Origin of the sequence: Streptomyces sp. 8N706, assembly GCF_052245415.1 — a bacterium.
Taxonomy (GTDB): Bacteria; Actinomycetota; Actinomycetes; order Streptomycetales; family Streptomycetaceae; genus Streptomyces.
Map to the genome: position 1 here is coordinate 16,505 of NZ_JBQQBW010000080.1, position 15,918 is coordinate 32,422.

At 72.0% G+C, this 15,918-nt stretch carries 10 protein-coding genes and 1 pseudogene; 2 read left to right on the forward strand and 9 right to left on the reverse strand.

Features of this window, described 5'->3' with window-relative positions:
- Positions 1 to 259: 259 nt before the first annotated feature.
- The 5 genes from ACTWQE_RS24790 to guaA all read right to left on the reverse strand — a co-directional run bounded on the left by ACTWQE_RS24790 (position 260) and on the right by guaA (position 5,385).
- On the reverse strand, positions 260 to 802 hold the full coding sequence (locus ACTWQE_RS24790; RefSeq protein ID WP_443331246.1) for a DoxX family protein: 543 nt from the start codon (positions 800 to 802) through the stop codon (positions 260 to 262).
- A gap of 99 nt (positions 803 to 901) precedes the next feature.
- A complete protein-coding gene (locus tag ACTWQE_RS24795; protein ID WP_443331247.1) occupies positions 902 to 2,008 on the reverse strand; it encodes a hypothetical protein in 1,107 nt (368 codons plus the stop codon).
- Between the two features lie 90 nt (positions 2,009 to 2,098).
- On the reverse strand, positions 2,099 to 2,884 hold the full coding sequence (locus ACTWQE_RS24800; protein ID WP_443331248.1) for a class II aldolase/adducin family protein: 786 nt from the start codon (positions 2,882 to 2,884) through the stop codon (positions 2,099 to 2,101).
- A 162-nt stretch (positions 2,885 to 3,046) separates the two neighbouring features.
- On the reverse strand, positions 3,047 to 3,637 hold the full coding sequence (locus ACTWQE_RS24805) for a Uma2 family endonuclease (protein WP_443331249.1): 591 nt from the start codon (positions 3,635 to 3,637) through the stop codon (positions 3,047 to 3,049).
- Between the two features lie 122 nt (positions 3,638 to 3,759).
- Positions 3,760 to 5,385: a glutamine-hydrolyzing GMP synthase gene (gene guaA, locus ACTWQE_RS24810; protein ID WP_443331250.1), complete on the reverse strand. Its 1,626-nt coding sequence runs from the start codon at positions 5,383 to 5,385 to the stop codon at positions 3,760 to 3,762.
- Positions 5,386 to 5,694: 309 nt separating this feature from the next.
- Here guaA and ACTWQE_RS24815 point away from each other — a divergent pair, with 309 nt between their 5' ends.
- A complete protein-coding gene (locus ACTWQE_RS24815; RefSeq protein ID WP_443331251.1) occupies positions 5,695 to 5,994 on the forward strand; it encodes a chorismate mutase in 300 nt (99 codons plus the stop codon).
- Positions 5,995 to 7,032: 1,038 nt separating this feature from the next.
- Positions 7,033 to 8,076, forward strand: a complete 1,044-nt coding sequence (locus ACTWQE_RS24820) for an LAETG motif-containing sortase-dependent surface protein (RefSeq protein WP_443331252.1) — start codon at positions 7,033 to 7,035, stop codon at positions 8,074 to 8,076.
- Positions 8,077 to 8,324: 248 nt separating this feature from the next.
- On the opposite strand, the gene ACTWQE_RS24825 is transcribed toward ACTWQE_RS24820, so the two are convergent.
- The 4 genes and pseudogenes from ACTWQE_RS24825 to ACTWQE_RS24840 all read right to left on the reverse strand — a co-directional run.
- Positions 8,325 to 10,145 carry a GMC family oxidoreductase N-terminal domain-containing protein gene (locus ACTWQE_RS24825; RefSeq protein ID WP_443331253.1) on the reverse strand — a complete coding sequence of 607 codons (1,821 nt, stop codon included), beginning with the start codon at positions 10,143 to 10,145 and terminating at the stop codon, positions 8,325 to 8,327.
- A gap of 40 nt (positions 10,146 to 10,185) precedes the next feature.
- A complete protein-coding gene (locus tag ACTWQE_RS24830) occupies positions 10,186 to 11,814 on the reverse strand; it encodes a succinic semialdehyde dehydrogenase (protein WP_443331254.1) in 1,629 nt (542 codons plus the stop codon).
- A 269-nt stretch (positions 11,815 to 12,083) separates the two neighbouring features.
- Positions 12,084 to 13,799: a protein kinase domain-containing protein gene (locus ACTWQE_RS24835; RefSeq protein ID WP_443331255.1), complete on the reverse strand. Its 1,716-nt coding sequence runs from the start codon at positions 13,797 to 13,799 to the stop codon at positions 12,084 to 12,086.
- A 276-nt stretch (positions 13,800 to 14,075) separates the two neighbouring features.
- A pseudogene (locus tag ACTWQE_RS24840) lies at positions 14,076 to 15,918 on the reverse strand (protein kinase); the annotation flags it as partial.

Below are 15,918 nucleotides of genomic sequence, written 5' to 3' on the forward strand. Positions count from 1 at the left end.
AGCGCCGAGGAGCACATCCGCGAGGGCGCGGCTACGGGCCCTCGGGCGGCGAAGGCGGCCCGCGGAGAACGCTGCCGGCGTCGACGCCGCCGCGCCGCCGCTCCAGCGGGGTGGGCTCCGGTCCCTGCGGAGCCGAACCGGTCCCTGCGGAGCCGAACCGCTCCTTCGAAGCCGGGCCGCCCGTTCTCGTGGAACGCCGCTCCTGCGGAGCCTTCCGCCGCGGAGCCGGGCGCACCGCCTGTCGCCGCAGAGGTGCCGGTCAGCCGTAGATCTGCTTCCCCCAGCGCCCGCGTCGGGCCGCGATGGCCGCGTCGATCGACAGCAGGGAGGCGCCCGCCAGGACCAGGGGGAGCCAGGCGATCAGGTAGACCAGGTCGTTGCCGTAGTAGTACGGCTCGGTCTGCCAGCTGACCGTCAGCCAGAGGCTCAGCGAGATCAGCGCACCTCCGAAGGCCGCGAGTCGGGCGAAGAATCCGATGAGCGTGGCGACGCCCACCACGATCTCACCGATGGCGATCGCGTAGCCGAATCCTGTCGGGCTCTTGAGGGCGAGGTCCACCAGGACCGGAATCGCCGAACTGTCCCGGACCGAGCGCATGAGCTCGCCGAGCGAGCCGGATCCGCTAGCGGCGAGGAAGGCCGGATCGGTCAGTTTGTCCACACCGGCGTACACGAAGGTGACGCCGAGAAAGATCCGCAGCGGCAGCAGCGCGTAGCGGGACGCCGCCCCCCGCAACGACGCCGGTTCGCCGAGTCCCTCCGCGCGCCGTCCACCCGTACGATCCAGATCCGCATGAGTCATGCCGTCCGCCTCCTCCGGTGCCGTGCAGGCACGATTCTCCCCACGCCGCTGGGCCTCTGCGAGAGGTACGGACAAGGGTCGATGAGGGTTCAGCGATGTTCAACCGTCAACGACATCGATCGGGCAACGGTTCGTCTCCGCACCCGAGGCCGTGATCACCTGGACGTCCACCCGCCCCGGCTCGACCTCCGCCGGAACCGGCACGGTCAGCACCGCGTCCGTCGGATTGCCGAAGCCCCCGGCGACCGGCACCAGCGGCACCTGCACATGAACGGCGCCGATCCGTACGACCATCCGGGCGAGCGCGTCCGCCGTCCCCGCCCCCGGCGGCACGAAACCGCTGCCGCGGATCTCGATGTCGTCCCCGGGCCTGATGGGGCCGTCCAGATCCCCGGCCTCGCGGGCGCGGACGACCGACAGTACGACCGGCCGGCCGCCCTCCGACCACTTGGCGGCCAGATAGGTGGCGGCGGAGACGGCGACCAGCGCCACGATCCCCCACGGCAGCCCGGGCAGCCGCTGCGGATCCCGCACCAGCCGCACCACCGCGAAGAGCGCGGCGGCGGCTGTCACCAGGACGTACTGCACATCGGCGAAGCTTCCCCGCCCCGCGTCGTCCGTGATCAGATCCGCGGCGCGCGGCCGGTCCGCGGAGACCTTCTGGAGGCGGCGGGCCCGCACCCGCTGCCGTACGACGACCGCCACGGCCACGGCCTGCAGACAGGTCAGCGCGACCACGGTGAGCAGCCCGGCGGCACTGCCGAGCCGCAGTCCGTGGAGCAGCCCGGCGCGGTCGGAGGTCACGGTGAGTACCGCCGCCGGTACGAGCACGGCCGCCACGGCGACCAGCACCCACACCGCCGCGACCGTCCGTGAGGTGGAGAGCCGGTTGTCGTCGCCCAGGAGCGGCCCGATGAGCCCGCCCCGGCCGCCGCGCAATCGCATCCTGCCCTCCGCCCGTCCCAACTCGGCCACCTTCCGGGCGGATCGCGTCAGCTCCTCCGCCACCCACTGCCGGGAGGCCCCGGCCGAGTGCGCGAGGGCGCTGGGCACTCCCTGTCCGGACGCCAGTTCCTCGCGCCGCGCGATGAACGCGGCCACCGCACGCCGGTGCCCCTCCCGCGCGCCGTACGGGCACGCGCCGCAGGCGCAGCCGCCGCCATGGGTGCCCTCCGGCAATCCCTCTCTCGCCGAGTCCACGGCCATGGGACAACCCCGCCTCTCTCGCCGCAAGCGCGGCAACGCCCAACAACGAGAGGAAATTGTGCCGCAACGGCCACCGTGCCGGACGCCGGGTCAGCCCAGCAGCTCGGGCTCACTCCGGGTGATCTGCTGCCACAGGGGCTGGTAGTTGATCCAGGCCACGAGATCGCTTCCGAGTTGATCGCGGGTGTGCACCGCGCTCTCATGGTCGATGAGGACCGGCTTGCCCGCCGCCTTCGCGGTCAGCTGCACCTGGCAGGACCGCTCCATGGTGATGAACCACCACGCCGCCGCGTCGACCGAGTCGCCGACCGTCAGCAGGCCGTGATTGCGCAGGATGACGGCCTTGTGCGGGCCGAGCGCGGCAGCGATCCGCCGCCCCTCCTCCTGGTCCAGGACGACACCCGTGTAGTCGTCGAAAAGGGCGTGATCCTCGTAAAAGGCGCACACGTCCTGAGTGATCGGCTCGAGCAGCTCACCGAGCGAGGAGAGCGCGCGGCCGTACGTGGAGTGGCTGTGCGCGGCGGCGACGACATCCGGACGGGCCTGGTGCACCTGCGAGTGAATGGCGAACGCGGCCTGGTTGACGTGAAAGCGTCCTTCGACCACGCGCCCCTCGTGGTTGACGAGAATCAGATCGCTCACGGTGATGTGCTTGAAGGACATCCCGAAGGGGTTGACCCAGAAGCAGTCGGTGAACTCGGGGTCCCGGGCGGTGACATGACCCGCGACACCCTCCTCGAAGCCGAACCGTCCGAAGAGGCGGAGAGCGGCGGTGAGCCGCTCCTTGCGGTAGCGACGCTCCTCCTCCAACGACGCATGGGCCGGCGGCATCGCAAAGTGCAGCTGCTCGGTGGGTATGGGCGTCGGCTCCGGCATCGCGGCTGAACCTCCTCGTGACGTGTGCCAGGGAAGCTACCGCTTAGTACCGAAGGAGAACAGAGCTGCGACGGATCCGCACAGGCCTCCCACGCCCGAACGGAGGAGTCCCTTCGGGAGAACCGCCCCCGCAGAAGCCCGGAGCCCCGGACCCGGCCCGCGCTACAGGGTGTCGATCTCGCTCAGGTGGATGTCGATGTCGAAGGGGACGGTGAGCTTGAGCCGGTCGTGGTGGACGCCGGTGGACCGGTAGGTGCGCGTCTCGTGGTCGAGCGTGAAGACGTGGACGACGGGACGTTCGTCGGCCCGGGCCATGTCGACCCGCCAGAAGTGCGGGATGCCCGCGCGCGCGTACTTGTGCGGCTTGGTGTCGTAGTCGCGGGCCTCCGAGTCCGGCGAGACCACCTCGACCGCGAGCACGAGATCTCCGACCTCGAAGTAGACCTGTTGGCGACTCATCGATGCCGCGGCGCGTACGACCGAGATATCCGGCTCGGGACCGTTGCGCTTGTCGATCACCACGGTCATCTCGCGCTTGACCTTCAGCTCTGGCGGCACAGTGCTACGCAGTCCGCTCACCAGCAGGTCGATCGCATCGCTGCGGAAGAGGCGCTGCGGACTCACAAAAACGAGACTCCCGTCGATCAGCTCGGTGTGCGGCGGGAGGTCGGGCAGGGTGAACAGGTCGTCCACGGTGTAACCGTCACGCGGCGGCACCGGCCAGGGCTGGTGCCGAGCGATCTCAGCGGTCATGAGTGCTCCCATGGACGTGAGTCTGGTCCGTACGGTCAGGCTGCCCATGGCGAACGCCGACGCCGCCACTCAAACTGATGAGCGACGGCGTCAGCGTTGTCACGTAACGGGAGGTTCGGCGGTCACTCCCACTCGATGGTGCCCGGGGGCTTACTCGTCACGTCGAGCACCACCCGGTTGACCTCGTCGACCTCGTTGGTGATCCGCGTGGAGATCTTCGCCAGCACGTCGTACGGCAGCCGGGACCAGTCGGCCGTCATCGCGTCCTCGGAGGAGACCGGGCGCAGCACGATCGGGTGGCCGTAGGTGCGGCCGTCACCCTGGACGCCGACGGAGCGTACGTCCGCCAGCAGCACCACGGGGCACTGCCAGATGTCCCGGTCGAGACCGGCCGCGGTCAGCTCCTCGCGGGCGATGGCGTCGGCCTCGCGCAGCAGGTCCAGGCGCTCCTTGGTGACCTCACCGACGATACGGATGCCCAGGCCCGGTCCGGGGAAGGGCTGCCGCTGGACGATCTCCTCCGGCAGGCCGAGCTCCTGGCCGACCATCCGGACCTCGTCCTTGAAGAGCTTGCGCAGCGGCTCGACGAGCTGGAACTGCAGGTCCTCGGGGAGCCCGCCCACGTTGTGGTGCGACTTGATGTTGGCGGTGCCGGTGCCGCCGCCGGACTCGACCACGTCCGGGTAGAGGGTGCCCTGGACGAGGAACTCCACCGCCTCGCCCTGCGCTCCGGCCTCGGCGACGATCTCCGAGGCCGCCTGCTCGAACACCCGGATGAACTCCCGGCCGATGATCTTGCGCTTCTCCTCGGGGTCGGAGACGCCCTTCAGCGCGTCGAGGAAGCGCCGCTCCGCCTCCACGACCTTCAGCTGCACGCCGGTCGCGGCCACGAAGTCCTTCTCGACCTGCTCGGACTCGCCCTTGCGCATCAGGCCGTGGTCCACGTACACGCAGGTCAGCTGGGAGCCGATGGCCTTCTGGACGAGGGCGGCGGCCACGGCCGAGTCCACGCCGCCGGAGAGCCCGCAGATCGCGCGCTTGTCCCCGACCTGCTCGCGGATCGCCTCGACCGACTCCTCGACCACGCTGTGGGTGGTCCAGCTCGGGTCCAATCCGGCGCCGCGGTAGAGGAAGTGCTCCAGCAGCTGCTGGCCGTGCGTGGAGTGCAGGACCTCGGGGTGGTGCTGGACGCCGTAGAGCTTCCGCTCGTCGTTCTCGATGGCGGCGACGGGCACGCCGTCGGTGCTCGCGGTGACGGTGAAGCCCTCGGGGGCGGCCGAGCAGGCGTCGCCGTGCGACATCCACACCGACTGCTCGTCGGGAGTGCCCTCGAAGAGGGTCGAGCCGGAGCGGGAGACGTTCAGCGGCGTACGGCCGTACTCGCGGCCGCCGGTGTTGTCGACCGTGCCGCCGAGGGCCAGCGCCATCGCCTGGAAGCCGTAGCAGATACCGAAGACCGGTACGCCGGCGTCGAAGATCTCCCGGCCCAGGTGCGGGGCGTCCTCGGCGTACACCGACGACGGACCGCCGGAGAGGATGATCGCCTTCGGGTTCTTGGCGAGGATCTCCGACACGGGCATGGTGTGCGGCACGATCTCGCTGTACACCCGGGCTTCGCGGACCCGGCGCGCGATGAGCTGGGCGTACTGCGCGCCGAAGTCGACGACCAGGACCGTGTCCGGGGAGCGGTCGGCGTCGGGGGCGGGGGTCCCCCCCGTCGAGGAGGAGGGGCGGGTCGCTGATGACACTTCGGCGGCCTTCCGGCGGTGTTACGGAGGTGTGGTGTCACCGAGTCTAACGGGGCCACCGGCACACATTCCGTCTCACCATCCGACCCCGTACGTGACGCCTGTCCCTGATCGGGCATACTGGCTCGCATGACCCAGCACACGACGTTCGTCTTTACCTATGGCACCGGCCCGTCCGGCTGCCATGGTCGCGCTGCTTGAGTCATAGCCAAGCGACTTCCCAGGCGCCCCGGGCCGGTAGAGGCCCGGGGCGTTCTGTCTTTCCGGGTCCTGACGGTCCGGGGCGGCGAGCCCCGAGGAGACACGGATATGAGCATCCCTACCGCAGCACCCGCACCGAAGGACACCGGCGCCCGCACCGATGACGCCGCCGAGGAGATCGTGGCCGCCCGCGAGCGGATCGACGATCTGGACGGGCGGATCATCGGCCTCGTGCAGGAACGGATGGCCGTCTCGGCCGCCATCCAGCAGGCCCGGATCGCCTCCGGCGGCCGACGGGTGAACCTGTCCCGCGAGATGGAGATCCTCAACCACTACAGCGGGCAGCTGGGCAGGCCCGGCACCGCCCTGGCGATGACGCTGCTGGAGCTCTGCCGCGGCCGCGTGTGAGGACGCCCTCGGGCGCGGGTGCGATGTGGCCGGGTGACGAGGCCGGTACGCGCCGGTGCGGCCGGATGGCAAGGCCGGTACGCGCCGGTGCGGCCGGCCGGTACGCGACGGCGCGGGCGGGCGCGGCGAGCCGCGGGCCGCCCGGGTGATGCCCGTGGGATCCGGTCGCGGGGATGCGGGTGCGCCGCGGCCGCGGGGAACGGGCCGGGGATCGGGCAGGTGTGGACGGGCACGTGTGATCGGACAGACGTGAACGGGCACGTGTGAAACGGCTCGTGCGCACCGGCCCGCGTGAACAGGCACGGGCGAACGGGCTGGTGTGATCGGGCCCGCCGCGAACGGGCACGCGGAAAGGGCGGCGGGGAGCGAAGAAACCCTCTCCGGACCCCTCACACCGTCACCCGTACGGCGCGTGACCAGCCGCGAGTCCCTTCGTTGGTCTCGATGTCCGTGCCAGCCAGGGGCGGCCGAATACCACCCGTGGCTCCGCTCCTGTTCACCCGGGCGCCCAGGAGTGACAGGACGGAATCGCTGGAGCGTGTGGCGTGCCGAGCGACTCGGGCTCAGGGACTGACCGAGCGGGGTGCGCCGTGGGACCACGCTCCGGCGCGTGACCGGTCGGCAGGGGACAGCAGCCCGGTCACGGCCCATAAGGACGGCCGGTCCCGGGGACGCCCGGGGCCGGCCGCATCCGTACCAGTCGGCGCTCCGTCGTCCGGCCCAACCCACCGTGCGGCCCCTGGCAACCGTGCACCGCGACCCACCGTGCACCCCGTGCCCAGCACGCGCCCGGCCCGTACCGCTCCCGTCCTCGTCCCCTCCGCCCCCAATGCTTCCCGCGCCACTTCAGCTCCCGTCGCGAACAGGGGGCTCATGTGACACAGATCACTTGAAAGTCGAAGCACCCGTGGCGCAACCCTGCCCACCTCTTACGGGTCACTTATGTGCAAACGCACGGCCCTACCGCGTTCCCCCACCGCGACGGCCTCCCCATGACGGTGCTGCACCCAGCAGCCCTCCGGACCCAGAAGAGGTCTCATGAAGCTCCGCCGCGCCCTGGCGACCGCTGCCGCGACGGCCGCCATAGCCCCTGCCGCGCTGCTCGCCGCCCCCTCCGCCTCCGCCGAGGAGACGGAGACACCGGCCGCCGTCACCTCCGCCACCACGGAGCCCGCGACGGAGTCCAGCGCCCCCGCCGACGAGGCACCGGAGTCCACCGCGCCGTCCGACACGGCACCGGAGACCAGCACCTCCTCCGCCCCCGCGTCGCCCTCGCAGAGCGCCTCCGCGTCCGCCTCGGCCCCCGCGGAGTCGGAGAAGCCGACCGCCTCGGCCTCCGCCGAGCCGTCGACCGACCCCACCGAGGGTCCCCTCGAGTGCAACGACAGCGATGAGGAGCCGCAGTTCGACGACAACCTCGTCACCGGGTTCTCCGGCCTCCCCTCGAAGATCGTCGCGGGCAGCGGGTTCCACAACTTCAAGCTGAACGTGTCCAACAAGTCGGACGCCGTCTACAAGCGGGTCGACCTCGGTGTCTTCGCCGCCCAGGTGGACGAGGAGCGCTGGGAGGTCACCAGCGGCCATCTGAAGCTCCAGTACCAGGACCCCGAGTCCGGCACGTGGCAGGACATCTCCCTGAACGAGAACGACGAGGGCGCGGGCTACGTCGGCTACACCGACATCCGGCCGCACGAGTCCTTCTCGCTCGACCTGCGCCTGAGCGTGGACGCGTCCGCCCCGGCGGGCCTGGGCTTCGCGATCAGCATCGGCGTCTACGCCAACGACAAGGGCGACTGCGTCTACTCGGGCGGCGAGAGCTACTACGAGTTCGACATCCTCAAGGCGGGCTCGGAGCCGGGCAAGGTCCCCGGCGCCAAGCCGCAGGAGGGTGGCAAGAAGCCGATTCCGGCCAAGCCCGCCGGTGACACCGAGATCAACCCGAAGGGCCACCTCGCCGAGACGGGTTCGTCCTCCGCGCTGCCGACCGTCGCCACCATCGGCGGTGTCGCCATGGTCGTGGGCGCCGGCGCCGTCTTCATCGTGCGCCGCCGCAAGTCCGCCGGTTCGGAGGCCGCCGCGTAAGCGGTGACCCGTAGCCGTTAGCCGTACCGGAAGGGGCCGCACCGGAGGGGGGTGCGGCCCCTTCGTCCGCCCTGCGGGCAGTCCGCAGGGCGGACGTACTCCAGCGGACGGCGCCGGGCCGCGGACTGCAGGCGGCGTGAGGCGACGCCCGGCAGACGGCAGGCGGAGCCGTCACCACGCCCGGCAGACGCCAGGAGCCGTCACGCCGTGACGGCAGGTGCCGACACGGTGTATCCGGCAACGGTGTGTCAGGCCTCCGCAGTCGCCGTCGGGTTCTTCGGCGGCACCACCGGAACCGGCAGCACCGGCAGCCGCAGTGCCGCGAAAGCGTGCTCGGGGACGGCGGGCGACCGTGGCTCGACCGGCGCCAGCCGTACGTACTCCGCGCCCTGCTCCGGGCGCGGGTCCTCCTCGCCCTTGTTGGGCCAGAGCGACATGGCCCGCTCGGCCTGGGCGGTGATGGTCAGCGACGGGTTGACCCCCAGGTTCGCGGAGACCGCCGCGCCGTCCACCACATGGATCCCCGGGTGCCCGTACAGCCGGTGGTACGGGTCGATGACGCCGTGTTCCGCGTCCTGGCCGATGGGGCAGCCACCCAGGAAGTGCGCGGTCAGCGGGGTGCCCATCAGCTCGCCGACATTGCTGCCCGCGAATCCGTTGATCTCCTCGGCGAGCAGCCGCGCCGCCTCCGCGCCCTCCGGGATGTGGTCCGGATTGGGCGCGCCGTGCCCCTGCCGGGCCGTGAGCAGGCCCTTGCCCAGGCCCTTCGGCTTCCGGTAGGTGGTCAGCGAGTTGTCCAGGGACTGCATGACCAGCCCGATGATGGTGCGTTCGGACCAGCGGCGGTTCGACAGCGAGCGCAGGGTGAGCAGCGGGTGGCGCAGACACGTGCCCGCGTAGGCGAGAACCTTGGGCACCCGGCCGCCCCGGGGCACCTGGAGGACCGTCAGCATGCCCATGGAGTTCGAGCCCTTGCCGTAGCGGACCGGCTCGATGTGGGTGTTCTCGTCGGGGTGGATCGAGGAGGTGATCGCGACGCCCCGGGTGAAGTCGGCCTTCTTCTCACCGGTCTTCCGGTGGTAGCGCCGGTCGTCGGTCATGGCGCCGACCAGCGCCTCGGAGTTGGTACGGGTCAGGAAGCCGAGCTTGTCCGAGATGCGGGGCAGCATGCCGTTGTCCCGCATGGTGTGCAGCAGGGTCTGCGTGCCGTACGTACCGGCGGCTATGACGACCTGGCGCGCGCGCAGCGTCCTGGTGTCCGCGGTGCGCTTCTTCTCGGTCGGGACGGTGGTCACGAGGTAGCCGCCGTCGCCGTCCTCGCAGACGCCGGTCACCGTGGTCATCGGGTGGACGACCGCCCCGGCCTTCTGGGCGAGGTGGAGGTAGTTCTCGTTGAGGGTGTTCTTGGCACCGTGCCGGCAGCCGGTCATGCACTCGCCGCACTCGGTACAGGCGCGGCGGGAGGGCCCCGCGCCGCCGAAGTACGGGTCCGGGACCTCGTCGCCGGGCTTCCCCGTCGCCGTCCTGGTCTCCTCCCCCCTGACGGCGTCCCTGCCGTCCCCGAAGAAGACGCCCACGGGGGCCATATGGAAGGAGTCCCCGACCCCCATCCGCTCGGCGGTCTTCCTCAGATGCACGTCGGAGGGGGTGAGGGTGGGGTTGAGCCGTACGCCCAGCATCCGCTGCGCCTGGTCGTAGTACGGCGTCAACTCCTCCTGCCAGTCGGTGATGTGCCCCCACTGCCGGTCCTCGAAGAACGCCCTGGGCGGCACATAGAGCGTGTTGGCGTAGTTCAGTGACCCGCCGCCGACTCCGGCGCCCGCCAGGATCATGACGTTGTTCAGCAGATGGATCCGCTGGATGCCGTAGAGGCCGAGGGCCGGTGCCCACAGGAAGTTACGGAGGTCCCAGGAGTTCCTGGGAAGTGTTTCGCGGGTGAATCGGCGGCCGGCCTCGAGGACGGCGACGCGGTACCCCTTCTCGGTGAGCCGCAGCGCGGACACCGACCCTCCGAAGCCGGAGCCCACGACGATCACGTCGTAGTCGTGGGCGCAGTTCTCCTGTGACACTGATACCTCCGAAGAATGGTGCAGGTCGGCGCCGGCCCTCTCAGCCGAGGCGGAGGGCCTTCATCACCCGCAGGCCGCGGGTCATGAACTCCGCGTACCGGGCGTCGTCCATACCGAAGGATGGGGCCAGCGGAATCAGCCGCTGCTGGGCGACGGTCTGGGGCTCGGTGTATTTGAGAATGCCCTCCGAGCCGTGGCGGCGGCCGAGTCCGGAGTCGCCCATGCCGCCCATCGGGGCCTGCACACTGCCGTACCCGGCGGCGTACGACTCGTTGACGTTGACCGTGCCCGCGCGGAGCCTGACCGCGATGGCGCGCCCGCGCCGGCCGTCCTTGGTCCAGACACTCGCGTTGAGGCCGTACGGCGTCGCGTTGGCCAGACCGACCGCGTCGTCCTCGTCGCTGAAACGGTAGACCGACACGACGGGGCCGAAGGTCTCCTCGGTGCACACGGCCATCGGGGACTCGACACCGTCGAGGATCGTCGGCTCGTAGAACAAGGGCCCGACGTCCGGGCGGGGCCTGCCGCCCGCGACGAGCCGGGCGCCCTTCGCGACCGCATCCTCGACATGGCGGGTGACGTTCTCCAACTGGCGTTCGGAGACGAGGGAGCCCATGTCGGCGCCGAAGGCGAGAGCCGTGCCCAGCCGCATCGCCTTCGTCCGGGCGGCAAAGCGCTCCAGGAACGCGTCGGCCACCGACTCGTGCACGTACAGCCGCTCAATGGAGATGCACAGCTGTCCGGCGGAGGAGAAGCAGCCCCGGATCGCCCCGGAGGCCGCCTTGTCGACATCGGCGTCGCGCAGCACCAGCATCGCGTTCTTGCCGCCGAGTTCGAGGGAGCAGCCGACGAGCCGCTCGGCCGCGCTGCGGGCCACCTCACGGCCGGTGCGGGTCGAGCCGGTGAAGGAGACGTAGTCGGCGTGCTGGACGACGGCGGGTCCGACGACCGGGCCCTCGCCGAGGACGACCTGCCAGACATCCGCCGGGAGCCCGGCCTCGATCAGCAGGTCCCGCGCCCACAGGGCGGTCAGCGCGGTCTCGGTGTCGGGCTTCATGACGACGGCGTTGCCCGCGGCGAAGGCGGGCAGCGCGTCGCCGACGGACAGTTCGAACGGGTAGTTCCAGGGCGCGATCTGGCCGATGACGCCGCGCGGCTGGCGCAGCTCGGTGACCTTCGTGAGCGTCGGTACGACACCGGTGTGGCCCTTGGGCCGCAGATAGGCGGGGGCCTTGCGCCCGTAGTGGCGGGCGGCGACGGCGACCGACTGGACCTCCTCGTGCGCATGGAGGCGGGCCTTGCCCGTCTCGAGCTGGATGAGGTCGAGCACCTCGGCCTGGCGCGCCAGCACCAGGTCGTGGAAGCGCAGGAGAACGGCGGCACGCTGCCGTACGGGCACCGCCGCCCACGCCTTCTGGGCCTCGCGGGCCCGCGCGAAGGCGGTGGCCACGTCCTCGGGGGTGGACTCGGGCAGATCGGCGAGCTTCTCCCCGGTGAGGGGCGTGTGGTTGACGGTGGCGCCCGAGCCGACCACATCGCGGGTGAGCCGGACGACGAGTTCGGGGGTGACCACGTCGGCAGCGGTCCGGGCGCCCGCCGGGGCACTGAAGACCGGATTGCCGGAGGAGGTGGGTGCGGTGGCCTGCGTGGTGCCCTTCGAGTCCGTCATGCGGGTGAGGGTATGCCGCGAGGAAAGGCTTTGGGTACCCGTCAGTAACACGTTTTTCGGGGCCCGTGGCGGCATCGGGGATCACGGCACCTACGGGTCGCTGATCGCGCCACTGATGACTGGCACAAGGCTGCTGGTCAGCGAGGTTTGTCCGGTCGGCGCGCTTCCCGACGAGCCGGCTGACGGGTCCGGGGGTGCGCCGGCACCGCTTCGGCGTCGCACGCCGGGAGGGCGCTGAGGGGGGCCGTCGGAGCCGGGCCGGCAGGCGCTCAGGACCTGGGACGGGTCCGTACGAAGGTCTTCAGCACCGTGTCGAAATGGCGGCGGGCGGCGGCGCGTTCACCGATCGGCGCCGAGACCCACACGTCGTACATCTTTCCGGCCTCGTCCCAGCTGATGTCGAAGGTGTGCCGGGGGCCGCCGTCCGCGGTGAAGCCGTTCCAGGTGAACTCCCAGAGCGCGGCGCCCTTTCCGTTGTGCGTCGTCGCGGTGACCTCACCGTCGCGGTAACCCTCGTAGTGGTCCGGCCCTTCCGCATGAGCCTCCCGCATCGCCCCCAGCGGACCGCCCCGCTGCGCGTCCTGGATGTGGATGCCGATCCGGAACTTCTTGCCGGGCGAGTAGTAGAAGACCCGCGGCGGCTCGTAGGAGCGCGTGTAGCCCTCGGGGACGGCGACCCGGAACCCGGCGGGGTCGGAGACGGTGCGGTAGCCCTGGGGCGCGGTGGTCCGCGGCCGTGGCGGCTCGTCGGTCGCCGGGGCGGTCGAGGGGACCGTCACCGTCGGCGAGGGTGCCTGGTTGGACACCGACGGCCGCGGGCTCTGCCGGCTCGTCCCGCTCTCCCGGCTCCAGGTGGCGGTGGGCCCGCCCGCGGTGGTCCCGCTCCGGTTGTCGTCCATCAGCATCGCCACGGCCGCCACGCCCGCACCGACCGCCGCCGCGACGAGCAGCGTGGCCGCCAGGAGCGCACGGGCGCGGGTCGCACGGGCACGGGCCGCCCCGTCGGAGGCCGGCGACGGCGGAGCGGAGCCACCGGGCGGTGCGTCGGCCAGGGCCCGCTGTGGGGACGCATGCCCCGGTCCCGCGTCGCGTCCCGGGGCTGCGCCGTAGCCCGGGACAGCGCCGTAGCCCGGGACAGCGCCGGCCATACGGCCCGTCCGCAGGTACTCCTCCAGCAGCCGCTCGGCCCGTCTGGCGTCCATCCGGCGGTCCGGGTCACGCTCCAGCAGCCCGCGCACGACCGGCAGCAGCGGCCCCGCCGCCTCCGGCGGGCGGATCACATCGGACACGACGGCGTGCAGCACTCCGCCCAACGAGTCCCGGTGAAAGGGCGACTTGCCGCTCAGCGCCGCGCAGAGCAGGGCACCCAGAGACCACAGATCCGACTCCGGGCCGGTCCGGCTTCCGGCCATCCGCTCCGGCGCGGTGTACTCGGGCGAGCCGACGAACGAGCCGGTCTCGGTGATGGTCGTGCCATCGGTGACCTGGGCGATCCCGAAGTCGGTGAGCACGACACGACCGCTGCCCGCCTCCATCAGGACGTTCGCGGGCTTGATGTCACGGTGCAGCACCCCGTGCGCGTGCGCGACCCGCAGGGCGCCCAGCAGGGCCAGCGCGATACGGGCGGCTTCACGCGGCGGTACGGGTCCGTCGACCGAGAGCTGCTCTCCGAGGGACCGGCCGTCGACCAGCTCCATGACGATCCACGGCCGTTCGTCCTGTTCGACGACATCGTGCACGACAACGACGTTGGGATGCTGGAACTGCGCGACCGTACGGGCCTCGCGCAGCGTCCGCTCGCGCTGCGTCCGGGCCGCCGAGTCCGGGAGCCCGTCGTCCATGAGCAGTTCCTTCACGGCGACTTGGCGGCCCAGCAGCTGGTCGGTTGCGCGCCACACGATGCCCATCCCGCCGCGCCCGAGCCTCGCACCCAGCCGATAACGCCCGGCGAGCAGCCTGCCGCCCTCGCCCCCGAAGGTCCCCATGGGGCCATCCTGCCCCACGGGTGTCCCCACCGGGACAGGGCCATAGGAGTGGAGTTCGGGGGAACTCCGGCGCGCCGACCGCCTCGTGCGCCGTACAAGGATCTGGAACCACCGGACGGGCGGGCGGCCCGGGGCCACGGAAGCGATCGCCGTGCGGACCTGTACCGGCCCCGGGCGGGGACCTGGTGCGCACGCCCCGGGCGGGGACCTGTCGCCCCGTGCCGACCCGCGTGCGTACGCCTCCTGCCTCTTCGAGCGGAGGCGTCGTGGTGCGGGTCAGCCGGTCGCGCGGTACGTGCCGCTCGCCTGCTCGAAGAAGCGGTCGACGTCCTCACGGGCATCGCTCGGGCCGAGGACCTGCACGAGGTGGTAACGGCCGTCCACGATCACCGCCAGGTTGCGGGCGTACACCTCGCGGCCGCTGCTGTCCTTCCAGTTGAAGGCGCCCTCGGCCATCGCCGTCTTTCCGACGTCGATACGGCGCAGGCCCGAGGCCGAGGCCCACTGGGAGTCGCGGAACGCCGCCAACTCCCGCTCCTTGTCCTGCTGGTACGCCATGGGGTCGCTGCCGTACGTGGCGACGGAGTCCCTGCCGGGGACGACGATGAGCTCGTGGTCCCCGCCGACGTAGCGGATCTGGCCGCGGGCGTTCTTGCCGCGCCGCTCCCATCCCTGGGCGACGGCCAGCTGGAACCCCTCGGGGTCCTTGCGGAGCGCGAAGCCGTCCGGAAGGCCGGCGGGCTCGGTGGACTGCGCCTCCTGTGACGAGGGCTCCTCCGAGGCGTCCGTGGAACCGTCCTCCGTGCCGGTCGTCGGCCGGGGGGCCGAACTCGCGGAGCCCGCCGCTCCCGTACGGTCCTCGCTGCCGTCCTCCCCGCCCGGGGGCATGAACAGGACGGCGTACGCCACAGCCGCGACGAGGATCAGCAGGATCAGCCCCAGAAGCAGCCGCCCGAGGGTGCGCGGGCCCCGCTGCCGCTTCTCCCGGCCCCGCTTGTGGCGGCCGTGGACGACGGCCGGAGCCCCGGCGCGCCGCTTGCGCACCACCTCGCCACGGCGGCGTACGACGGGGAGCCGGCGGGGGTCGCCGGGCTCCCCGCTGCCGAGGGAGGGAACGGTGACCGTACGGCTGCCCAGCTCCGGCTCGGGCGCCGACCGGATGAGGGAACGGAGCCAGCCGCGGAGCTCCTCGACCTCCGGTCGCTCGGTGGGGTCCTGGCGGAGCAGGGACTCGACGACGGGGCGCAGCGCGCCGCACTCCTCGGCGTAGGCGGGCGGCTCGGAGCACACGAGCTGCACGAGTTCGGCGGCGTTCTCCTCGGGGAAGGGCGCGTGGCCCTGGACGGCACGGAAGAGCAGTGCGCCGAGGGCCCAGAGGTCGGTGGCGGGGCCGATGGGCGGCGCGAGCTGCCAGTTCTCATGGACGGGCCCGGCCTGTTCGGGTGCCCACCGCTCGGTGACGGCCCCGACGACAACGATCCGCGCCTGACGGGCCCGCTCGGCGGCGAGCGGCGTCTCCGGACCGCGGTAGAGGCCCGCGGCGGGGGCGGATCCGACGTCGTCGCCCCAGCGCCCGGACGGACGGGACTGCCGCGGCTCGGGCAGCCGCGGGTGCCCGCCTCCGCCTCCGGGCAGGGCCCCGGAGGCGGCAAGGGATCCGGATCCTGGCAGGACTCCGGTTCCTGGCAGTGCTCCGGAGCGGGGCTGAGCCGTGGGCCATCCCGCACCGGGGGCGTGCTCCTCTCCCCTGCGGGCGGGGGGCACACCGCGTCCCCCCGTATCGCCCGGCCCGGGGCCGGAAGGGCCACCGGCGGAACCGCCGCCGGGAGCTGCTCCGAGGGCCGCGTCGCCCGGCCAGGGGCCGTGCGGGCTCATGCCCGTCCCCGGGCTGCGCCGGCCGGACGGCTCGGGGCCGAAGGGGAGCCCCCCGTCGGACGCGCTCTCCACGCCACGTGGGGCGGGCAGCCCGGAGCGCCCCGGCACCGGTTCACCGAACGGCGAGCGGGAGGAGGGGCCGTGGGGGCCCGCGTCACCCCGCGCGCCGGGGAGCGCGGGCGGGGAGCTGCCGAGGAAGTGATCGCCCCACGGCGTCGCGCCGGGCCACGGGCCGACGTCGTCG

Bases quoted from the DNA above. Each gene is read 5' to 3' on its own strand.
- ACTWQE_RS24790 (WP_443331246.1), bottom strand. From the start codon at position 802: ATGACTCATGCGGATCTGGATCGTACGGGTGGACGGCGCGCGGAGGGA.
- ACTWQE_RS24795 (WP_443331247.1), bottom strand. From the start codon at position 2,008: ATGGCCGTGGACTCGGCGAGAGAGGGATTGCCGGAGGGCACCCATGGC.
- ACTWQE_RS24800 (WP_443331248.1), bottom strand. From the start codon at position 2,884: ATGCCGGAGCCGACGCCCATACCCACCGAGCAGCTGCACTTTGCGATG.
- ACTWQE_RS24805 (WP_443331249.1), bottom strand. From the start codon at position 3,637: ATGACCGCTGAGATCGCTCGGCACCAGCCCTGGCCGGTGCCGCCGCGT.
- ACTWQE_RS24815 (WP_443331251.1), top strand. From the start codon at position 5,695: ATGAGCATCCCTACCGCAGCACCCGCACCGAAGGACACCGGCGCCCGC.
- ACTWQE_RS24820 (WP_443331252.1), top strand. From the start codon at position 7,033: ATGAAGCTCCGCCGCGCCCTGGCGACCGCTGCCGCGACGGCCGCCATA.
- ACTWQE_RS24830 (WP_443331254.1), bottom strand. From the start codon at position 11,814: ATGACGGACTCGAAGGGCACCACGCAGGCCACCGCACCCACCTCCTCC.
- ACTWQE_RS24835 (WP_443331255.1), bottom strand. From the start codon at position 13,799: ATGGGGACCTTCGGGGGCGAGGGCGGCAGGCTGCTCGCCGGGCGTTAT.